The organism is Rhodococcus opacus B4 (genome assembly GCF_000010805.1).
In the GTDB taxonomy this organism is placed as follows: domain Bacteria; phylum Actinomycetota; class Actinomycetes; order Mycobacteriales; family Mycobacteriaceae; genus Rhodococcus_F; species Rhodococcus_F opacus_C.
This window is the reverse complement of record NC_012522.1, coordinates 1,747,802-1,763,769: the sequence shown is the minus strand read 5'-3', so window position 1 is coordinate 1,763,769 and position 15,968 is coordinate 1,747,802. Positions and strand designations below refer to the sequence as shown.

General features: G+C 66.4%; 11 protein-coding genes. 10 read left to right on the top strand and 1 reads right to left on the bottom strand.

Annotated features, from left to right (window positions below):
* Nucleotides 1-2: 2 nt before the first annotated feature.
* From ROP_RS08175 to ROP_RS08135, 9 genes are all read left to right on the top strand, one after another.
* Nucleotides 3-863, top strand: coding sequence for an MlaE family ABC transporter permease (locus ROP_RS08175; RefSeq protein WP_012688865.1), 861 nt, complete (start codon nt 3-5; stop codon nt 861-863).
* The gene (locus ROP_RS08170) at nt 860-2,218 is read left to right on the top strand and encodes an MCE family protein (protein WP_012688864.1); all 1,359 of its coding nucleotides are present in this window, start codon (nt 860-862) and stop codon (nt 2,216-2,218) included. The genes ROP_RS08175 and ROP_RS08170 overlap by 4 nt, the downstream gene beginning before the upstream one ends.
* Nucleotides 2,215-3,294 carry an MCE family protein gene (locus ROP_RS08165; RefSeq protein WP_012688863.1) on the top strand — a complete coding sequence of 360 codons (1,080 nt, stop codon included), beginning with the start codon at nt 2,215-2,217 and terminating at the stop codon, nt 3,292-3,294. The genes ROP_RS08170 and ROP_RS08165 overlap by 4 nt, the downstream gene beginning before the upstream one ends.
* Entirely contained in the window at nt 3,291-4,286 is a 996-nt protein-coding gene (locus tag ROP_RS08160) for an MCE family protein (RefSeq protein ID WP_012688862.1), read from the top strand. The genes ROP_RS08165 and ROP_RS08160 overlap by 4 nt, the downstream gene beginning before the upstream one ends.
* Nucleotides 4,286-5,542: an MCE family protein gene (locus ROP_RS08155; RefSeq protein WP_012688861.1), complete on the top strand. Its 1,257-nt coding sequence runs from the start codon at nt 4,286-4,288 to the stop codon at nt 5,540-5,542. The genes ROP_RS08160 and ROP_RS08155 overlap by 1 nt, the downstream gene beginning before the upstream one ends.
* The gene (locus ROP_RS08150; protein WP_012688860.1) at nt 5,539-6,822 is read left to right on the top strand and encodes an MCE family protein; all 1,284 of its coding nucleotides are present in this window, start codon (nt 5,539-5,541) and stop codon (nt 6,820-6,822) included. The genes ROP_RS08155 and ROP_RS08150 overlap by 4 nt, the downstream gene beginning before the upstream one ends.
* Nucleotides 6,819-8,066 carry an MCE family protein gene (locus ROP_RS08145; protein ID WP_012688859.1) on the top strand — a complete coding sequence of 416 codons (1,248 nt, stop codon included), beginning with the start codon at nt 6,819-6,821 and terminating at the stop codon, nt 8,064-8,066. Before ROP_RS08150 ends, ROP_RS08145 begins: the two co-directional genes overlap by 4 nt.
* A 53-nt stretch (nt 8,067-8,119) precedes the next feature.
* Nucleotides 8,120-8,809 (top strand): hypothetical protein, encoded by a 690-nt coding sequence (locus ROP_RS08140; protein ID WP_012688858.1) that lies wholly within the window; start codon nt 8,120-8,122, stop codon nt 8,807-8,809.
* 77 nt (nt 8,810-8,886) lie between these two features.
* Nucleotides 8,887-9,753, top strand: a complete 867-nt coding sequence (locus tag ROP_RS08135) for a hypothetical protein (protein WP_043824404.1) — start codon at nt 8,887-8,889, stop codon at nt 9,751-9,753.
* A gap of 49 nt (nt 9,754-9,802) precedes the next feature.
* On the opposite strand, the gene ROP_RS08130 is transcribed toward ROP_RS08135, so the two are convergent.
* Nucleotides 9,803-11,965 carry an MMPL family transporter gene (locus ROP_RS08130; protein ID WP_012688856.1) on the bottom strand — a complete coding sequence of 721 codons (2,163 nt, stop codon included), beginning with the start codon at nt 11,963-11,965 and terminating at the stop codon, nt 9,803-9,805.
* A gap of 411 nt (nt 11,966-12,376) precedes the next feature.
* Here ROP_RS08130 and ROP_RS08125 point away from each other — a divergent pair, with 411 nt between their 5' ends.
* Nucleotides 12,377-15,883, top strand: a complete 3,507-nt coding sequence (locus tag ROP_RS08125) for a DNA-directed RNA polymerase subunit beta (RefSeq protein WP_012688855.1) — start codon at nt 12,377-12,379, stop codon at nt 15,881-15,883.
* Nucleotides 15,884-15,968: the final 85 nt, after the last annotated feature.

Here is a 15,968-nt window from a genome sequence, read left to right as displayed (position 1 = left end):
CGATGACAATCGCCAAGGGACGCGGTGACCGGACCATGATGGCGGCACGCCGAGTCGGTCGTGCACCGCTCAACGTGCTCGACCGGGCCGGCGAGCAGATGTCGTTCTACGCCAGGGCCATCGCCTGGTCGCCCCACACTCTCGTGCACTACCGCAAGGAGGTGCTGCGGCTGCTCGCCGAGGTCACCTTCGGCAGCGGCGCGCTCGCCGTCATCGGCGGCACCATCGGCGTCATCGCGATGATGTCCGGCTTCACCGGCGTCGTCGTCGGACTGCAGGGTTTCGCCGCACTCGAACAGCTGGGCAGCTCGGTCCTCACCGGCTTCCTGTCCGCCTACGTCAACACCCGTGAAATCGCGCCGATCGTTGCGGCACTCGCGCTCTCGGCCACCGTCGGCTGTGGTTTCACCGCGCAGCTCGGCGCCATGCGGATCTCGGAGGAGATCGACGCGCTCGAGGTAATGGCCGTGCCGAGTGTGCCGTTCCTCGTCACCACCCGCATGATCGCGGGATTCGTCGCCGTCATCCCGCTGTACATCGTCGGTCTGCTCGCGGCCTATCTCGCCTCCCGCGTCATCAGTACCGTGTTCAACGGCCAGTCGACCGGGTCGTACGACCACTACTTCAACCTGTTCCTGCCACCGCAGGACGTCCTCTACTCGTTCGCGAAAGTGCTGATCTTCGCGTTCGTGCTGATCCTGATCCATTGCTACTACGGCTATCACGCGTCGGGTGGTCCCGCCGGTGTGGGTGTGGCCGTGGGCCGCGCGGTCCGCACCGCGATCGTCACCATCGCCGTTCTCGATTTCTTCCTGAGCCTCGCCATCTGGGGCACGACGACCACAGTGAGGGTGGCCGGATGAGCAACACGACATCTGTTGTGGGACGACGGGTGCTGGGGCTGGTGTTCTTCCTCGTCCTCGCGCTGTTCCTGGCCTTCACCATCGGCATGTTCAACAAGACGTTCACCAAGGTCGTCAAGATCGACCTGCTCACCGATACCGCAGGAAATGCCCTGCCGCCCAACGCGGACGTGAAGGTTCGTGGCCTCATCGTCGGCGAGGTGCGCTCGGCGTCCTCCCAGGAGGGCGAGGTCACGCTCGCTCTCGCGATCCAGCCGGACAAGGCGCCGCTGATTCCGTCCAACGCGACCGCGCGGCTTCTGCCCAAGACGCTGTTCGGTGAACGCTATGTGTCGCTGATCGTTCCCGAGGGCGACACGGCCCCGCCGATCCAGGCCGGTGACACGCTGCGTCAGGACAAGAGCGGCAACGCCGTCGAGGTCGGCGAGGTGCTGGACGGCCTGCTGCCGCTCCTGCAGGCGATTCCGCCGCAGGATCTGGCGAACACGCTCGGCGCACTGTCCCAGGGGCTGAGCGGACGCGGCGCCGAACTCGGCCTGACGCTGGACCGGCTCGAGGAGATCTTCGGCGGGCTGAACACCGAGCTTCCCGCCATTCAGGAGGATCTGCGCGGCCTGGCGGACTTCTCGCAGACGTATTCGGAGGCGGCGCCCGATCTGGTCAACGCCCTCGACAATCTGCGGACCACCGGAAACACCGTGGTGGAGAAGCAGGGGGAGATCGCCACGCTGCTCGCCTCGCTGACCGGAACCGCGTCGAGCACCGCGGATCTCCTGCAGACCAATGCCGAATCGATCGTCAGCATCGCCGCCGATTCGCGTGAGGCGCTGCAGATTCTCGGCCGCTACTCACCGAGCTTCGAGTGCACGTTCGCGGGCTTCGCGAAGTCCGCTCCCGTGGCCCGTGAACTGCTGGCACCGGACGATCCGTACCCGGGTGTGCGTGCCAGCGTGCAGTTCGTCAACCCGAAGGGCCGCTACGTGCCCAACCAGGACGAGCCGCGCCTGCTCGACAACCGCGGACCGGCTTGCTACGACAACGTCACCGCACCGGGCGGGAAGTTCCCGCAGTACCCGGGCGGGTCGTCGTACAACGACGGCGCCTACCAGGTGCCGTCGCGGAATCCCGGACCGTCGACCATCGACTTCTTCCCGGCGCCCGCCGGCGTCCCCGATCAGGTCCCGGGATACGGGGCCGAGGTCACGCCCGCCAGCTACGCGGGTTCGAAGATGGAACAGGACACCCTCGACGTCGTCTACGGCGAGGCCGGGGGCATGGCGCCGGAGGACGTGCCGAGCTGGACGACACTCGTCGGTGCGCCGACCATGAGGGGGACTGAGGTGAGCTTCAAGTGAGGGGCCTGACCGCACCATTGGTCAAGCTGATCGTGTTCGCCGTGGTCACCATCCTGGCGACCGGTCTGCTGGCCGCCACCATCGCCAACCTCGGCGGTGGCGGTGGGACCAAGTTCAACGCGATCTTCTCGGACGTCACCTCGCTCAACGAGGGCGACGAGGTCCGCATCGCCGGTGTGCGCGTGGGTCAGGTCGAGAAGATCGCGATCCACGACGACCGTGAGGCAGAGGTCGAGTTCACCGTGTCGGAACGGGACTGGCTGCCCGCCAGCACCACCGCGACCATCCGCTTCCGGAACCTCGTGGGGCAGCGCTACATCGCGCTCGAACAGGGGGAGGGCCAGCAGGGCATGAAGATGAGCGGCGGCGACACCATCCCGATGGAGCGGACCAAGCCTGCCGTCAACCTCACCACGCTGTTCGACGGCTTCCGGCCGCTGTTCCAGACCCTCAGCGCCGAAGACGTGAACAAGTTGTCCTACCAGATCATCCAGGTATTCCAGGGTGAATCGGGAACCATCACGGAACTCGTCAAGAACACGGCAAGCCTCACCAACACCGTCGCCGACAAGGATCGCGTGATCGGTGCGGTGATCAACAATCTCAACGACGTGCTCGCCACGGTGAATCAGCGTGACGATCAACTCGATTCGCTGATCGTCAACACCCAGCAACTCGTCACGGGCCTGGCGAACGAGCGGGGAACCGTCGGATCGGCGGTGACGTCCCTCGCCGGACTCACCGACGCGACGGCCGATCTGCTCGAACCCACCCGACCGTCCATCCAGGAATCCATCACCTCGCTGAACACGCTGGCGACGACGTTGAACCGTAACTCCGACACGGTCAACAGCGTTCTCCAGACGCTTCCGGTCAAGCTCGAGAAGCTCGGCCGGGCAGCCAGTTACGGATCCTGGTTCCAGTTCTACCTCTGTGGAGTCGACATCGTCGCAGGACCAGGTACCGCGCCCCAACTGAACCTGCCCACGGGCTTGCCCACCGTCAACCAGCCGATCTATACGAACTCGGCGAAGCGGTGCACGCAGGACGGCCTACAGGAGTTGCAGACACGATGAGCAGACGTCGCAGCCCGGCAGTGGCTGGTGCCCTCGGCATTCTCGTGGTGCTGCTGGCCACCCTGTCGGCCTTCTTCCTCGATTCGCTGCCGTTCATCGGCGCCGGGTCGACCTATCACGCCCAGTTCACCGAGGCGGCGGGTCTCAAACCCGACAACGAGGTCCGGATCGCGGGTGTCAAGGTCGGCAAGGTGACATCCGTCGAACTCGACGGTGACCGTGTGGACGTCGCCTTCAAGGTGTCGGATGCGTGGGTCGGCAACGAGACGTCCGCGTCCATCCAGATCAAGACGATCCTGGGCCAGAAGTACCTGGCGCTCGATCCCCGCGGCTCGGACACGTTGAACCCGAGCGACGTGATCCCGTTGGACCGCACCACGTCTCCGTACGACGTGATCGAGGCGTTCTCGGCCGCCGCGCAGACGGTGGGTGACATCGACTCCGATCAGCTCGCGCAGAGCATGGTGACGCTGTCCCAGGCGTTCGAGGGGACTCCCACGGAGATCCGCGCGTCCCTGGACGGCGTCAGCCGGCTGTCGCAGACCATCGCCAGTCGCGATCAGGAACTGCAGAAACTGTTCGACGCGACCGGCAAGACCACCAAGGTCCTCGCCGACCGCAACGCCGAGTTCAACCGGTTGATCAGCGACGCCGGCCTGCTGCTCGGTGAGCTCAACAGCCGTCAGCAGTCGATTTCCCAGCTGCTCACCGGAACTCAGCGGCTGTCGCAGCAGTTGACCGGACTCGTGCGCGACAACGAGGCCGCGATCGGTCCCGCGCTCGAACAGCTCGACGGCGTCGTCGAGATCCTGAAGGCCAACAACGAGAACCTGGACAGGGCGATGAAACTGTACGAGCCGTTCGTCCGCCTGTACACGAACGTGGTTGGCAACGGTCGCTGGTTCGACCAGGTCGTGGTGAACCTCCTGCCGCCGGGGCTGCCCGACATTCCCGGACCGCGCGATCCGGTCCGCACGCTGGGGGGTAACTGATGGCAGACGTCGACAATGGAGCCGACCGCGGAGGACGCGGCGGGATCGCCCTCATCGCGGGAATCGTCATCGTCGCACTGGTGATCGCCGGCGCCCTGTGGTGGGTGTTCACCCGGGCCGGCACCACGAAGATCACCGCGTACTTCGACAAATCGGTGGGCATCTACGAAGGCTCGGATGTGCGGGTCCTCGGCGTGAAGGTCGGGTCGGTCGACGGCGTCGAGCCGCAGGGCGATCAGGTGAAGGTCGACATGCGCGTCGATCGCGGCGTCGACATTCCCGCCGACGCGAAGGCCGCGCAGGTCACGCCGTCCGTGGTGTCCGATCGCTACATCCAGCTCGCACCGGCGTACACGGGCGGCGAGACGATGGAGAGCGGCGCGGTGATCTCGCGCGACCGCACCGCGACCCCCGTCGAGGTCGACCAGCTGTACGCGAGCATCGAGGAGCTCTCCACCGCGCTCGGCCCGGAGGGGGCGAACAAGGAGGGCGCGCTGTCGCAGTTCGTCGAGACCGGTGCCGCCAACCTCGACGGCAACGGTGAAGCGCTGGGGCAGAGCATCAATCAGCTGTCCGACGCCGCCCGCACGCTCAACGAGAGCCGTGGCGACCTCTTCGACACCGTCAAGAACCTCCAGGTCTTCGTGGGCGCGCTGGCGGCCAACGATCAGCAGGTCCGCGACTTCAACTCGCAGCTGTCCGATCTGTCCGGGTTCCTGGCGGGGGAGCGGGAGAACCTCGGTGCCGCCCTGAACCAGCTGGCGATCGCCCTCGGCGACGTCTCGAAGTTCGTGGCCGACAACCGGGAGATCCTCGCCGAGAACGTCGACGATCTGGTTCCGGTGACGCAGACCCTCGCCGACAACCGGGAGTCGCTCGTCAACTCGCTGACGCTGCTGCCGCTGGCGATCAGCAACCTGGCCAACTCCTACGACGCGGAGTCCGGAAACCTGGCCTCCCGCCTGGCGTTCCCGGACCTGCAGGATCCGGCCGGCGTCGCCTGCAAGTTGATCGACCTCGGCAAGCTGGTTCCCGGCGATCCGCGATTCGAGCAACTCGGACGTCAGATGCAGCCGCTGATCGACAACTGCGCCAACATCACGTCGCAGATCACGCAATCGGCGAAGACTCCGTCGCTCGTGCTTCCGTTCGGGATCATGAGTGCGGACAACATTCAGCGGACCGTCACGCCCGGCACGGTGCCGGGTGTCGTGTCGCCGCGATTCGAAGGCGCAACGGGAGGTGAGGGCGAATGAAGCGGTCGGTAATCCTCGGCGCCGGTGCGTGCGCCGTCGCCATCGCGGTGACATCCTGCTCCTCGGAGGGGATCTACGGGGTTCCGCTGCCGGGAGGTCCCGACGTCGGGGACAACCCCATGCACCTGACGATCCAGTTCGACGACGTCCTCGACCTCGTCCCGCAGTCCGCGGTCAAGGTCGACGGCGTCCCGGTGGGCCGGGTCGAAACGATCAAGGTGGCACCGGACGGCTGGACGGCGGACGTGGAGGTCGTTCTCGACTCGTCGGTCGATCTCGCCGCCAACGCGGTCGCAGCGATCGAGCAGACGAACCTGCTCGGTGAGAAGTTCGTCCAGCTGTCCGAGCCGCCGGAGGACAAGGATCCCGCGCGGCTCGAGGACGGCGACACGATCTCCCTCGACCGCACCCGCCACGCCACGGAGATCGAGCAGGTTCTCGGCGCGCTGTCGCTGCTGCTCAACGGTGGCGGCGTGGGCCAGCTGCAGCCGATCGTGCACGAACTGACCACCGCCCTCGACGGGCGCGAGGACCGGGTCCGGGGGCTCCTCGAACAGGCGAACACGCTCATCGACGGCCTCAACCAGCAGCGCGACGACATCACCCGCGCCCTGGACGGCCTCGACGCGCTGACCACGCGCGTGAACGAACAGAACGAGAAGATCGGAATGATCCTCGACGAATTGCCGATCGCGGCGGAAGTGCTCAACGAGCAGCGCCCACAGCTCACCCAGATGCTCACCCAACTGGACCGGCTCGGCACCGTCGGAACCGACGTGATCAACAGGTCGAAGGACAACCTGATCGCGGATCTCCTCGCGCTGCGACCGACCCTGAAGGCACTCGCCGATTCGGGCGACAATCTGCCCAATTCGCTCGCGTTCATCCCGACCGTGCCGTTCCCGGACGGCGTCGAGAAGATCGCGCTCGGCGGATCGGTCAACCTGTTCCTCACGGTCGACCTGCAGATCGGCGATGCGCTGAGCGCACTCGGCGTCGGACAGGGCGACCCGGTGTACGTGCCGCCGAAGTTCGGTGAGCCCAAGCCGATCGTCGACCCGTCGAACCCCTACTACAACGGCAACGGTCCGAAGCCGGGGTGGCCGACGGTGTCCTTGCTGCCGATTCCGCCGATCGTCCCCGCCCCGACGGGGCTGCGGATCCCGGGCCTCCCCGGCACCACGCCCGCCGGCGGCGGCACGACGGACGGCGCAGCGCCGCCGCCGCAGAACCCGCTCGGGGGACTGCTGGAGCAGTTCGGAATCGGGGGTGGGCAGTGAGGTCACGACTGGTCAAGGTCCAGCTCGTCGCGTTCGCGATCGTCGCGATGCTCGGGCTGGTCTACGTCGGCGCCAAGTACGTCCGCCTCGACAATCTGCTCGGGTTCGGTGAGTACGACGTGAACGCGCAATTCAAGGACTCCGGCGGCATCTTCACCAACGCCGAGGTCACGTACCGCGGAGTTCCCGTCGGCCGCGTCGGCGACCTGTCGCTGACCGCGGACGGCATCAACGTCGAGTTGAAGATCTCCTCGGGCGGGCCCGACATCCCGGCGTCGGCCAAGGCGGTCGTCGCCAACCGGTCGGCGATCGGTGAGCAGTACGTGGACCTTCAGCCCGACAGCGACCAGGGGCCGTTCCTCGAACAGGGCTCGGTCATCACCGAGGCCGACACGTCGACGCCCGTTCCGGTCGAGCAGGTGCTGATGGCCACCGACGGTCTGGTCCGGTCGGTTCCGGTCGACTCGCTGCGCACCGTCGTCACTCAGCTGGGCACGGCGTTCAACGGCAAGGGGGAGGATCTGCAGACACTCGCGGATTCACTGTCGACGCTGACGAAGGACGGACTCGACGTCCTGCCCCAGACACTGGCGCTCATCCGGGACAGCCAGACGGTGCTGGCGACACAGTCCGATCAGTCGTCCGCGATCGAGCAGTTCAGTTCGGACCTCGACGCGGTGGCCGCGCAGCTGCGGACCAGCGACCCCGATCTCCGCGCGATCATCGACAAGGGGATTCCGGCGAGCGACGAGATCGGTCAGCTGGTCAACGAGACCGGTCCGAGCCTCACCACCGACCTGACGAATCTCGCCGCGGTCGGTGAGAAGCTGGCTCCGCAGGCGATCGCGCTGCGACCGATTCTGATGTTCCTGCCTGCCATCGCGGCGTCGGCGTCGACCGTGGCGCCCGGCGACGGCACGGTGCATCAGGGCATCGTCCTGGAAACCAACAATCCGCCGTCGTGCACAATCGGTTACGAAGGGACGCAGGAGATCCTGGCCGAGATGAAGCGGCAGGACCCGAACTTCGACGACACCCAGCAGGACTTCCCGTTCAACGCGAAGGCCAACTGCGACGCTCCCCAGGGAAGCGTGACGGGTGTGCGAAGTGCAGACCGCATCGTGTTCGCCGATCCGGACACGATCCAGCCGTGGGATTTCAAGCCGAAGGTCATGCCTGACACTCTCAACTTGAATCCCATCGCAACGCAGCTCGCTCCGCTGCTCGGGGTTACTCCCAAGTAGCATTCGGTTCCGGCAAGGGGCGAGGAGAAGAAAACAATCAGTAGGGTATTGGTGTGACGCGAATTACCACGCACCCGGAGTCGGGACGACCGGCTCCGGGGAAGGACAGAACTCTGAAGGCCTCGTTTGCTGCGGTAACCGCACTGGTGGTGATCGCGGTTGTCGCAGCCGGATGGTTCGGCTTCGGGTGGGCGCGAGCGCTCTTCGTGGACAAGCCGATCGCCGACGCACGCGATTCCGCGTTGACCGGCGCCCAGCAGGCCGCGATCAATCTCAATACCGTCGATTCCGCGGACCTCGAGGGATCCTTCGAGAACATGAAGTCGTCGATCACCGGCGACAAGATGAACCAGGACCTCCAGGCGACCGTGGACGGGTTCACCGACCAGATGCGTCAATCGGGCGCGGCGAGCAAGGCCGAGTTGATCCAGGGCACGCTCACGGAACTGAATACGGACGACGGCACGGCGAAGGCGCTGGTCGTCGTGGCCGTGACCACCACGTGGCCGGACCGCTTCGACAAGGCCAAGGTGACGATGCGGATGGACGTCCAGGACGTCGACGGGGTCTGGAAGGCCTCGTCGGTCGAACCGGTGGGCGGACGTATCCCGCTCGAGAGTGGTCCGGTACCCGGTGCGGCACCCGCCCCGGCTCCCGCCGATCAAGCGCCGGCCGATCAAGTGCCGGCCGAGCAGGCGCCGGCCGAGCAGGTGCCTGCCCCCGAAGACGACGGCGGCCAGTAGTCCTGATGCCCCGGTGGCGTGCTGCCGCGGCGTCCACGTCGAAAATAGCTCGTCGTGCAATGAGAAAGTGGTGAACTATGCCCCCCAAGCGCCGAAACAACGTGCCGGACAGCGCTGCAAAGGGCAGGCGTCCGCGCGTGGCGGGGACCCGTCAGACAACGCCGAAGGCTCCCGAAGTGACGAAGGCTCCCGAGGCGCCGAAGCCTTCCGAGGTGACGAAGGCTCCCGAGGTGACGAAGGCTCCCGAGGTGACGAAGGCTCCCGACGTGGAGAAGTCCGACGCGGCGGAGGCCGTGTCGCTGGCCAAGACCGTGTCCCCGGCCAAGACTGCGTCGGCGGGGAAGGCCGCGCCGGCGGGGAAGGCGAAGGTTCCCAACCTTCAACCGCGCATCGGCAAGCAGGCCCCCGCCGTCGACGCGAGCCCGACCGACGCAGGCAGCGGGACCGGTCGCATCACCTGGAAGCTCGTCGGGATCCTCGGAGCGGTCGCGGTGGTGCTCGGTGTGTTCGCGGTCGTCGCGGCGTTCAAACCCGGGGCGGACATCACGAACACCGCGTGGGTCGACGCGGCAGCGACCGCCGAGGTGACGAAGGCGGGCACCGAGGCGATCGAGACGCTGTACACCTACAGCTACGAGACCATCGATCAGGACTTCGACAAGGCGCGCGGCTACTTGAACGACGCCAAGCGGGAAGAGTTCGACTCGACCGCCGACACCACCAAACAAGCTGCGATCCAGACGAAGACGGCCACCCAGGCCTCCGTCACGGACATCGGGGTCACGGTGCTCGACGGTGACCGTGCCGAGCTTCTGGCGCACATGAACGTCAGCGCCACCGGTGACGCCGTCGCTCAGGGCAGTGCCGCCACACCGCTGTCGATCAAGATGGAGAAGATCGACGGCAAATGGGTGCTCTCCGACATTTCCGACAGTGAGGGCTGAATCGGCGCTCGAAAAGAATTGAGCCGGAATGGGAGTCGTGAGGCAGGCTTCACGGTTGGGCGGGAATCTCTTGCTGCGGTGACGGTTTCGGGCCTTCGGATGCCTGTGAACTCGGCGCCTTCCGCGCCAGGAATCCAGGCGCCCACCAATTGGCCTCGCCCATCAACTTGACCAGCGCGGGCACCAGCATCATGCGGATGACGGTGGCGTCGATGATCAGCGCGACGATCATGCCGAGGCCGATGAACCGCATCATCGTCAGTTCCGAGAGCGTGAACGCTCCGGTGACGACGATCAGCAGCGCGGCGGCCGCCGTCACGATGCGTCCGGTGTGCGCCGTGCCGATCCGCACGGCCTCCTCGGTCGAGGCGCCCGCGTCGTGGGCCTCGACCATCCGCGACATCAGGAAGATCTCGTAGTCGGTGGAGAGCCCGAACACCACCGCGATGATGAGGACCACCATCGTCGCGGGCAGGGGCCCCGGCGTCACGCCGAGGAATTCTGCGCCGTGACCGTCCTCGAAGATCCACGTGAGCACACCGAACGAGGCGGCGAGGCTGAGGGTGGCCATGGCGATCGCCTTCAGGGGTAGCACCACGGACCGGAATGCGAGCAGCATCAGCACGAAGGTGACGGCCACCATGATCCCGATCATCCACGGCAACCGGGCGCCCATCGCGTCGAGTCCGTCGGCGGTGAGGGCGTTGAGCCCGCCCAGCATCTTCTCGGTGCCTGCCGGGGTGGGGAGGTCGCGCAGGGCGGCGGCGGTCGCCATCGCCCCCGCGGTCCGGTCCGCGTCGTCGAAGACGGCCCGGATGGCGACGAACGTGCCGGTGGCGCCGACCGGGACCACCCGCTGGACGCCGTCGACCGCAGCGGTCGCTGCGAAGAACTGCGCCGTGGCCGCCGGCGGCGGCGCCTTGCCGTCGCTGCCCTGCAGCACCAGCGTGGCTCCGTTGTTGGCGAGCGGAAAATCTGCGGCGAGATCGTCGACGGCGACCCGGAGTGGGTGTCCCGCCGGCAGTCCCGTGTGATCGAGATCACCCAGCGACGCGCCTGCCAGGGGCGCGGCGAGCACGAGCAGCCCCGCGACGATCGCCGTCGCGATCGGAACGGGCCGCCGCATCACCCGCTCGGCGACGCCGCCCCAGAACCGGTGCGCCCGGTCCTCGCCGCGTTCGACCACTCCCCGTCGCCACGTCAGCGAGTTGATGCGCGGCCCGAGCAGTGCGAGGGCGGCGGGCAGTGCCGACAGCGTCAGCACTGCCGCGATCGCGATGGCCGCCATGCCCCCGTAGGCGAAGGACCGGACGATGGCCTGGGGAAACACGAGCATGCCCACGAACCCGCACACCAGGAGGAGGGCGGAGAACCCCACGGTCCGGCCTGCGGTGGCGAGCGTCCGGCGGACGGCGTCGTCGGTGGCGGCGCCGGACCGCAGTTCCTCACGGAACCGGGTCACCACGAACAGTCCGTAGTCGACCGACATGCCCAGCCCGACGAGACTTGCGATGTTCACCGAGAATGCGCTGACCTCGGTGAAGTAGGAGATCATCCGCAGGGCGCCGAGTGCGCCGAGGATCGCGAGACCGCCGACGCACAGCGGTACGGCCGCGCCGACGAGGCCGCCGAAGATGACGAGGAGCAGGAGCAGCAGGATCGGGAACGACACCGCCTCGGCCCGCAGAAGGTCGCTCTCGGACACCTCGTTGTAGGCGTTCGCGGCGGCGCTGAAACCGCTGAACTCCGCGTCCGTGCCGTCGATGACCAGCAGCGGCCGGAGGTCGTGGTAGGCGGAGATCCGGGTGTTCTCGTCGCCGCTCAGCGACAGCACCACGAGTCCCTCGGTGCCGTCGGTGGACCGCAGGAACTCCTTTGCCTGAGGCGGCGCGGACCAGTACGACAGGGGAGTGCCTGCGAGCACACCGGGGTCGATCCGCGCGAGGTGGCCGGCCACCTCGGGGCCGAGATCGTCGATCGTCGAACCCGGACGAGCGTGGTAGGTGACCGCGAGATCGGGGGTCTGCCTGCCGAACGCCTCCTCGATCAGATGCTCGACACGCGCGGACTCGCTGCCCGGGTCGGTGTACCCGCCGAGGCTGAGCCGGTCGAACACCCCGGAACCCCACGCCCCGCCGAGCAGCACCAGCAGCACCGTGGCGGCGAGAACCAGCTTCGGTCGGGCGACGACGAACGAACTCCAGCGCGTCACGGCTCTGCTTCCCTCGAGAAATCGACTTCCGATCGCGTGGGCATATTGTTCACCGCCCGTCGGCGGCGGGAAAGGGGTGCGGGGAACGGGCCGCGGGCCTCGTGAAACGACACGACACGCCCTCAGACTCTTGACGCCGCGATGATCACGCGTCACTCTGATGCGTGAACATGCGCAGTGACGCGTGGCCGAGCGCCCGGCTGGGTGCTGTTTCGGGTGCCCGACTCGACATCTACTGAGTTTGGGTGTACTTTTGGACGTTGCGCTGGCTGCCTCCTGTCCACCTCTCGTCCGTACCGCTGCGAAGTGATTCACTCTTCAGCAACTGTGACGAGTTTCGTTCGGGTTGTGACCAGCGAAATTCGAAGCAGATACAGCGGCGGTCGCAACAGCAAGAGCGGCCCGCGTGAGGTGCTGGAAGGACGCATCTTGGCAGTCTCTAGCCAGACCAAGGCAGTTTCCGGAATCCCCGGAGCCCCGAAGAGGGTTTCGTTCGCAAAGATTCGCGAACCCCTCGAAGTTCCCGGGCTTCTTGATCTACAAACCGATTCGTTCGAGTGGTTGATCGGTGCGCAGAGCTGGCGCGAACGCGCCGCCGCTCGTGGCGACAGCGCAATCTCCGGCGGTCTCGAGGACATTCTCGCGGAGCTTTCCCCGATCGAGGATTTCTCGGGCTCGATGTCTCTGTCCTTCTCGGACCCGCGCTTCGACGAGGTGAAGGCCTCGACGGACGAGTGCAAAGACAAGGACATGACCTACGCGGCGCCGTTGTTCGTCACCGCGGAGTTCATCAACAACAACACCGGTGAGATCAAGAGCCAGACGGTCTTCATGGGCGACTTCCCGATGATGACCGACAAGGGCACGTTCATCATCAACGGCACCGAGCGTGTCGTGGTCTCGCAGCTGGTGCGTTCCCCCGGCGTCTACTTCGACCACTCCGTGGACAAGGGCACCGAGAAGGACCTGCACAGCGTCAAGGTCATCCCGGGTCGTGGTGCATGGCTCGAGTTCGACGTGGACAAGCGCGACACGGTCGGCGTCCGCATCGACCGCAAGCGCCGCCAGCCCGTCACCGTGCTGCTGAAGGCTCTCGGCTGGACCACCGAGCAGATCGCCGAGCGCTTCGGCTTCTCGGAGATCCTCATGGCGACCCTCGAGAAGGACAACACCGCAGGCACCGACGAGGCGCTGCTCGACATCTACCGCAAGCTGCGTCCGGGCGAGCCGCCGACCAAGGAGAGCGCCCAGACGCTCCTGGAGAACCTGTTCTTCAAGGACAAGCGCTACGACCTGGCTCGCGTGGGCCGCTACAAGATCAACAAGAAGCTGGGCCTGAACACCGGGCAACCGATCGTCGCGTCGACCCTCACCGAGGAAGACATCGTCGCCACCATCGAGTACCTGGTGCGCCTGCACGCCGGTGACACCGAGATGACCGCCCCCGGCGGCGTCGCGGTGCCCGTCGAGGTCGACGACATCGACCACTTCGGCAACCGTCGCCTGCGCACCGTCGGTGAGCTCATCCAGAACCAGATCCGCGTGGGCCTGTCCCGCATGGAGCGCGTGGTTCGTGAGCGCATGACCACCCAGGACGTCGAGGCGATCACGCCGCAGACGCTGATCAACATCCGGCCCGTCGTGGCTGCGATCAAGGAGTTCTTCGGAACGTCCCAGCTGTCGCAGTTCATGGACCAGAACAACCCGCTGTCGGGGCTGACGCACAAGCGTCGTCTGTCCGCCCTCGGCCCGGGTGGTCTGTCCCGTGAGCGTGCCGGCCTCGAGGTGCGAGACGTTCACCCGTCGCACTACGGCCGCATGTGCCCGATCGAGACCCCCGAAGGTCCGAACATCGGTCTGATCGGTTCGCTGTCGGTGTACGCACGGGTCAACCCGTTCGGTTTCATCGAGACGCCGTACCGCAAGGTCGAGGGCGGCCAGGTCACCGACCAGGTCGACTACCTGACCGCGGACGAAGAGGACCGTCACGTCGTCGCACAGGCCAACTCGGCCGTCGACGCCAACGGTCACTTCACCGACGATCGCATTCTGGTCCGTCGTAAGGGCGGCGAGGTCGAGTTCGTCTCGTCCGCCGAGATCGACTACATGGACGTCTCGCCGCGGCAGATGGTGTCCGTCGCGACCGCGATGATCCCGTTCCTCGAGCACGACGACGCCAACCGTGCCCTGATGGGCGCGAACATGCAGCGTCAGGCGGTGCCGCTCGTTCGCAGCGAGGCCCCGCTGGTCGGTACCGGCATGGAGTTGCGTGCCGCCGTAGACGCGGGCGACGTCATCGTCACCGAGAAGACCGGTGTCGTCGAAGAGGTCTCCGCCGACTACGTCACGGTCATGGCCGACGACGGCAGCCGCAAGACCTACCGGATGCGCAAGTTCGCGCGCTCGAACCAGGGCACCTGCGCCAACCAGCGTCCGATCGTGGACGAGGGACAGCGTGTCGAGTCCGGACAGGTCCTCGCCGACGGCCCCTGCACCGAGAACGGTGAGATGGCGCTCGGCAAGAACCTGCTCGTCGCGATCATGCCGTGGGAAGGCCACAACTACGAGGACGCGATCATCCTGTCGCAGCGCCTCGTGGAAGAGGACGTCCTCACCTCGATCCACATCGAGGAGCACGAGATCGATGCCCGCGACACCAAGCTCGGTGCCGAGGAGATCACTCGCGACATCCCGAACGTCTCCGACGAGGTCCTCGCCGACCTCGACGAGCGCGGCATCATCCGTATCGGTGCCGAGGTTCGTGACGGCGACGTGCTGGTCGGAAAGGTCACGCCGAAGGGCGAGACCGAGCTGACCCCCGAGGAGCGCCTGCTGCGCGCCATCTTCGGTGAGAAGGCGCGCGAGGTTCGCGATACGTCGCTGAAGGTTCCCCACGGTGAGACCGGCAAGGTCATCGGCATCCGCGTGTTCTCGCGCGACGACGACGACGATCTGCCCCCCGGTGTCAACGAGCTGGTCCGCGTCTACGTGGCACAGAAGCGCAAGATCCAGGACGGCGACAAGCTCGCCGGCCGCCACGGCAACAAGGGCGTCATCGGCAAGATCCTCCCGCAGGAGGACATGCCGTTCCTGCCCGACGGCACGCCGATCGACATCATCCTGAACACCCACGGTGTTCCGCGTCGTATGAACATCGGTCAGATCTTGGAGACCCACCTCGGGTGGATCGGCAAGACCGGCTGGAACGTTCAGATCGCCGGCGACGGCTCGCGGCCCGATTGGGCGGAGCAGCTGCCGGAGGAGATGCTGTCGGCACCTTCCGACTCCAACATCGCCACCCCCGTGTTCGACGGCGCCAAGGAAGACGAGCTCACCGGTCTCCTCGGTTCGACGCTGCCGAACCGCGACGGCGAGGTCATGGTCGCGTCCGACGGAAAGGCCACGTTGTTCGACGGCCGTTCCGGCGAGCCGTTCCCGTACCCGGTCTCGGTCGGCTACATGTACATCATCAAGCTGCACCACCTGGTCGACGACAAGATCCACGCTCGCTCGACCGGGCCGTACTCGATGATCACCCAGCAGCCGCTCGGCGGTAAGGCCCAGTTCGGTGGCCAGCGATTCGGTGAGATGGAGTGCTGGGCGATGCAGGCCTACGGCGCGGCATACACGCTGCAGGAGCTGCTCACCATCAAGTCGGACGACGTGGTGGGTCGAGTCAAGGTGTACGAGGCCATCGTCAAGGGCGAGAACATCCCCGAGCCGGGTATCCCCGAGTCGTTCAAGGTGCTCCTGAAGGAGCTCCAGTCGCTCTGCCTCAACGTGGAGGTGCTGTCCTCGGACGGCGCGGCCATCGCGATGGCGGACGGCGACGACGAGGACCTGGAGCGGGCCGCAGCGAACCTGGGCATCAACCTGTCCCGGAACGAGGCGGCGACGGTCGACGACCTCGCGAACTAGTTTTCGGTCCCCGGGTCACGGAAATCCGTGACCCGGGGGCGTAGTTCACATTTGAATTGGCAGTCAGGAATCGGCGGGTGACCGC

What these genes read in the sequence shown, in the direction of transcription:
- ROP_RS08175 (WP_012688865.1), top strand. Translation starts at nt 3, where the DNA reads ATGACAATCGCCAAGGGACGCGGTGACCGGACCATGATGGCGGCACGC.
- ROP_RS08170 (WP_012688864.1), top strand. Translation starts at nt 860, where the DNA reads ATGAGCAACACGACATCTGTTGTGGGACGACGGGTGCTGGGGCTGGTG.
- ROP_RS08160 (WP_012688862.1), top strand. Translation starts at nt 3,291, where the DNA reads ATGAGCAGACGTCGCAGCCCGGCAGTGGCTGGTGCCCTCGGCATTCTC.
- ROP_RS08155 (WP_012688861.1), top strand. Translation starts at nt 4,286, where the DNA reads ATGGCAGACGTCGACAATGGAGCCGACCGCGGAGGACGCGGCGGGATC.
- ROP_RS08150 (WP_012688860.1), top strand. Translation starts at nt 5,539, where the DNA reads ATGAAGCGGTCGGTAATCCTCGGCGCCGGTGCGTGCGCCGTCGCCATC.
- ROP_RS08135 (WP_043824404.1), top strand. Translation starts at nt 8,887, where the DNA reads ATGCCCCCCAAGCGCCGAAACAACGTGCCGGACAGCGCTGCAAAGGGC.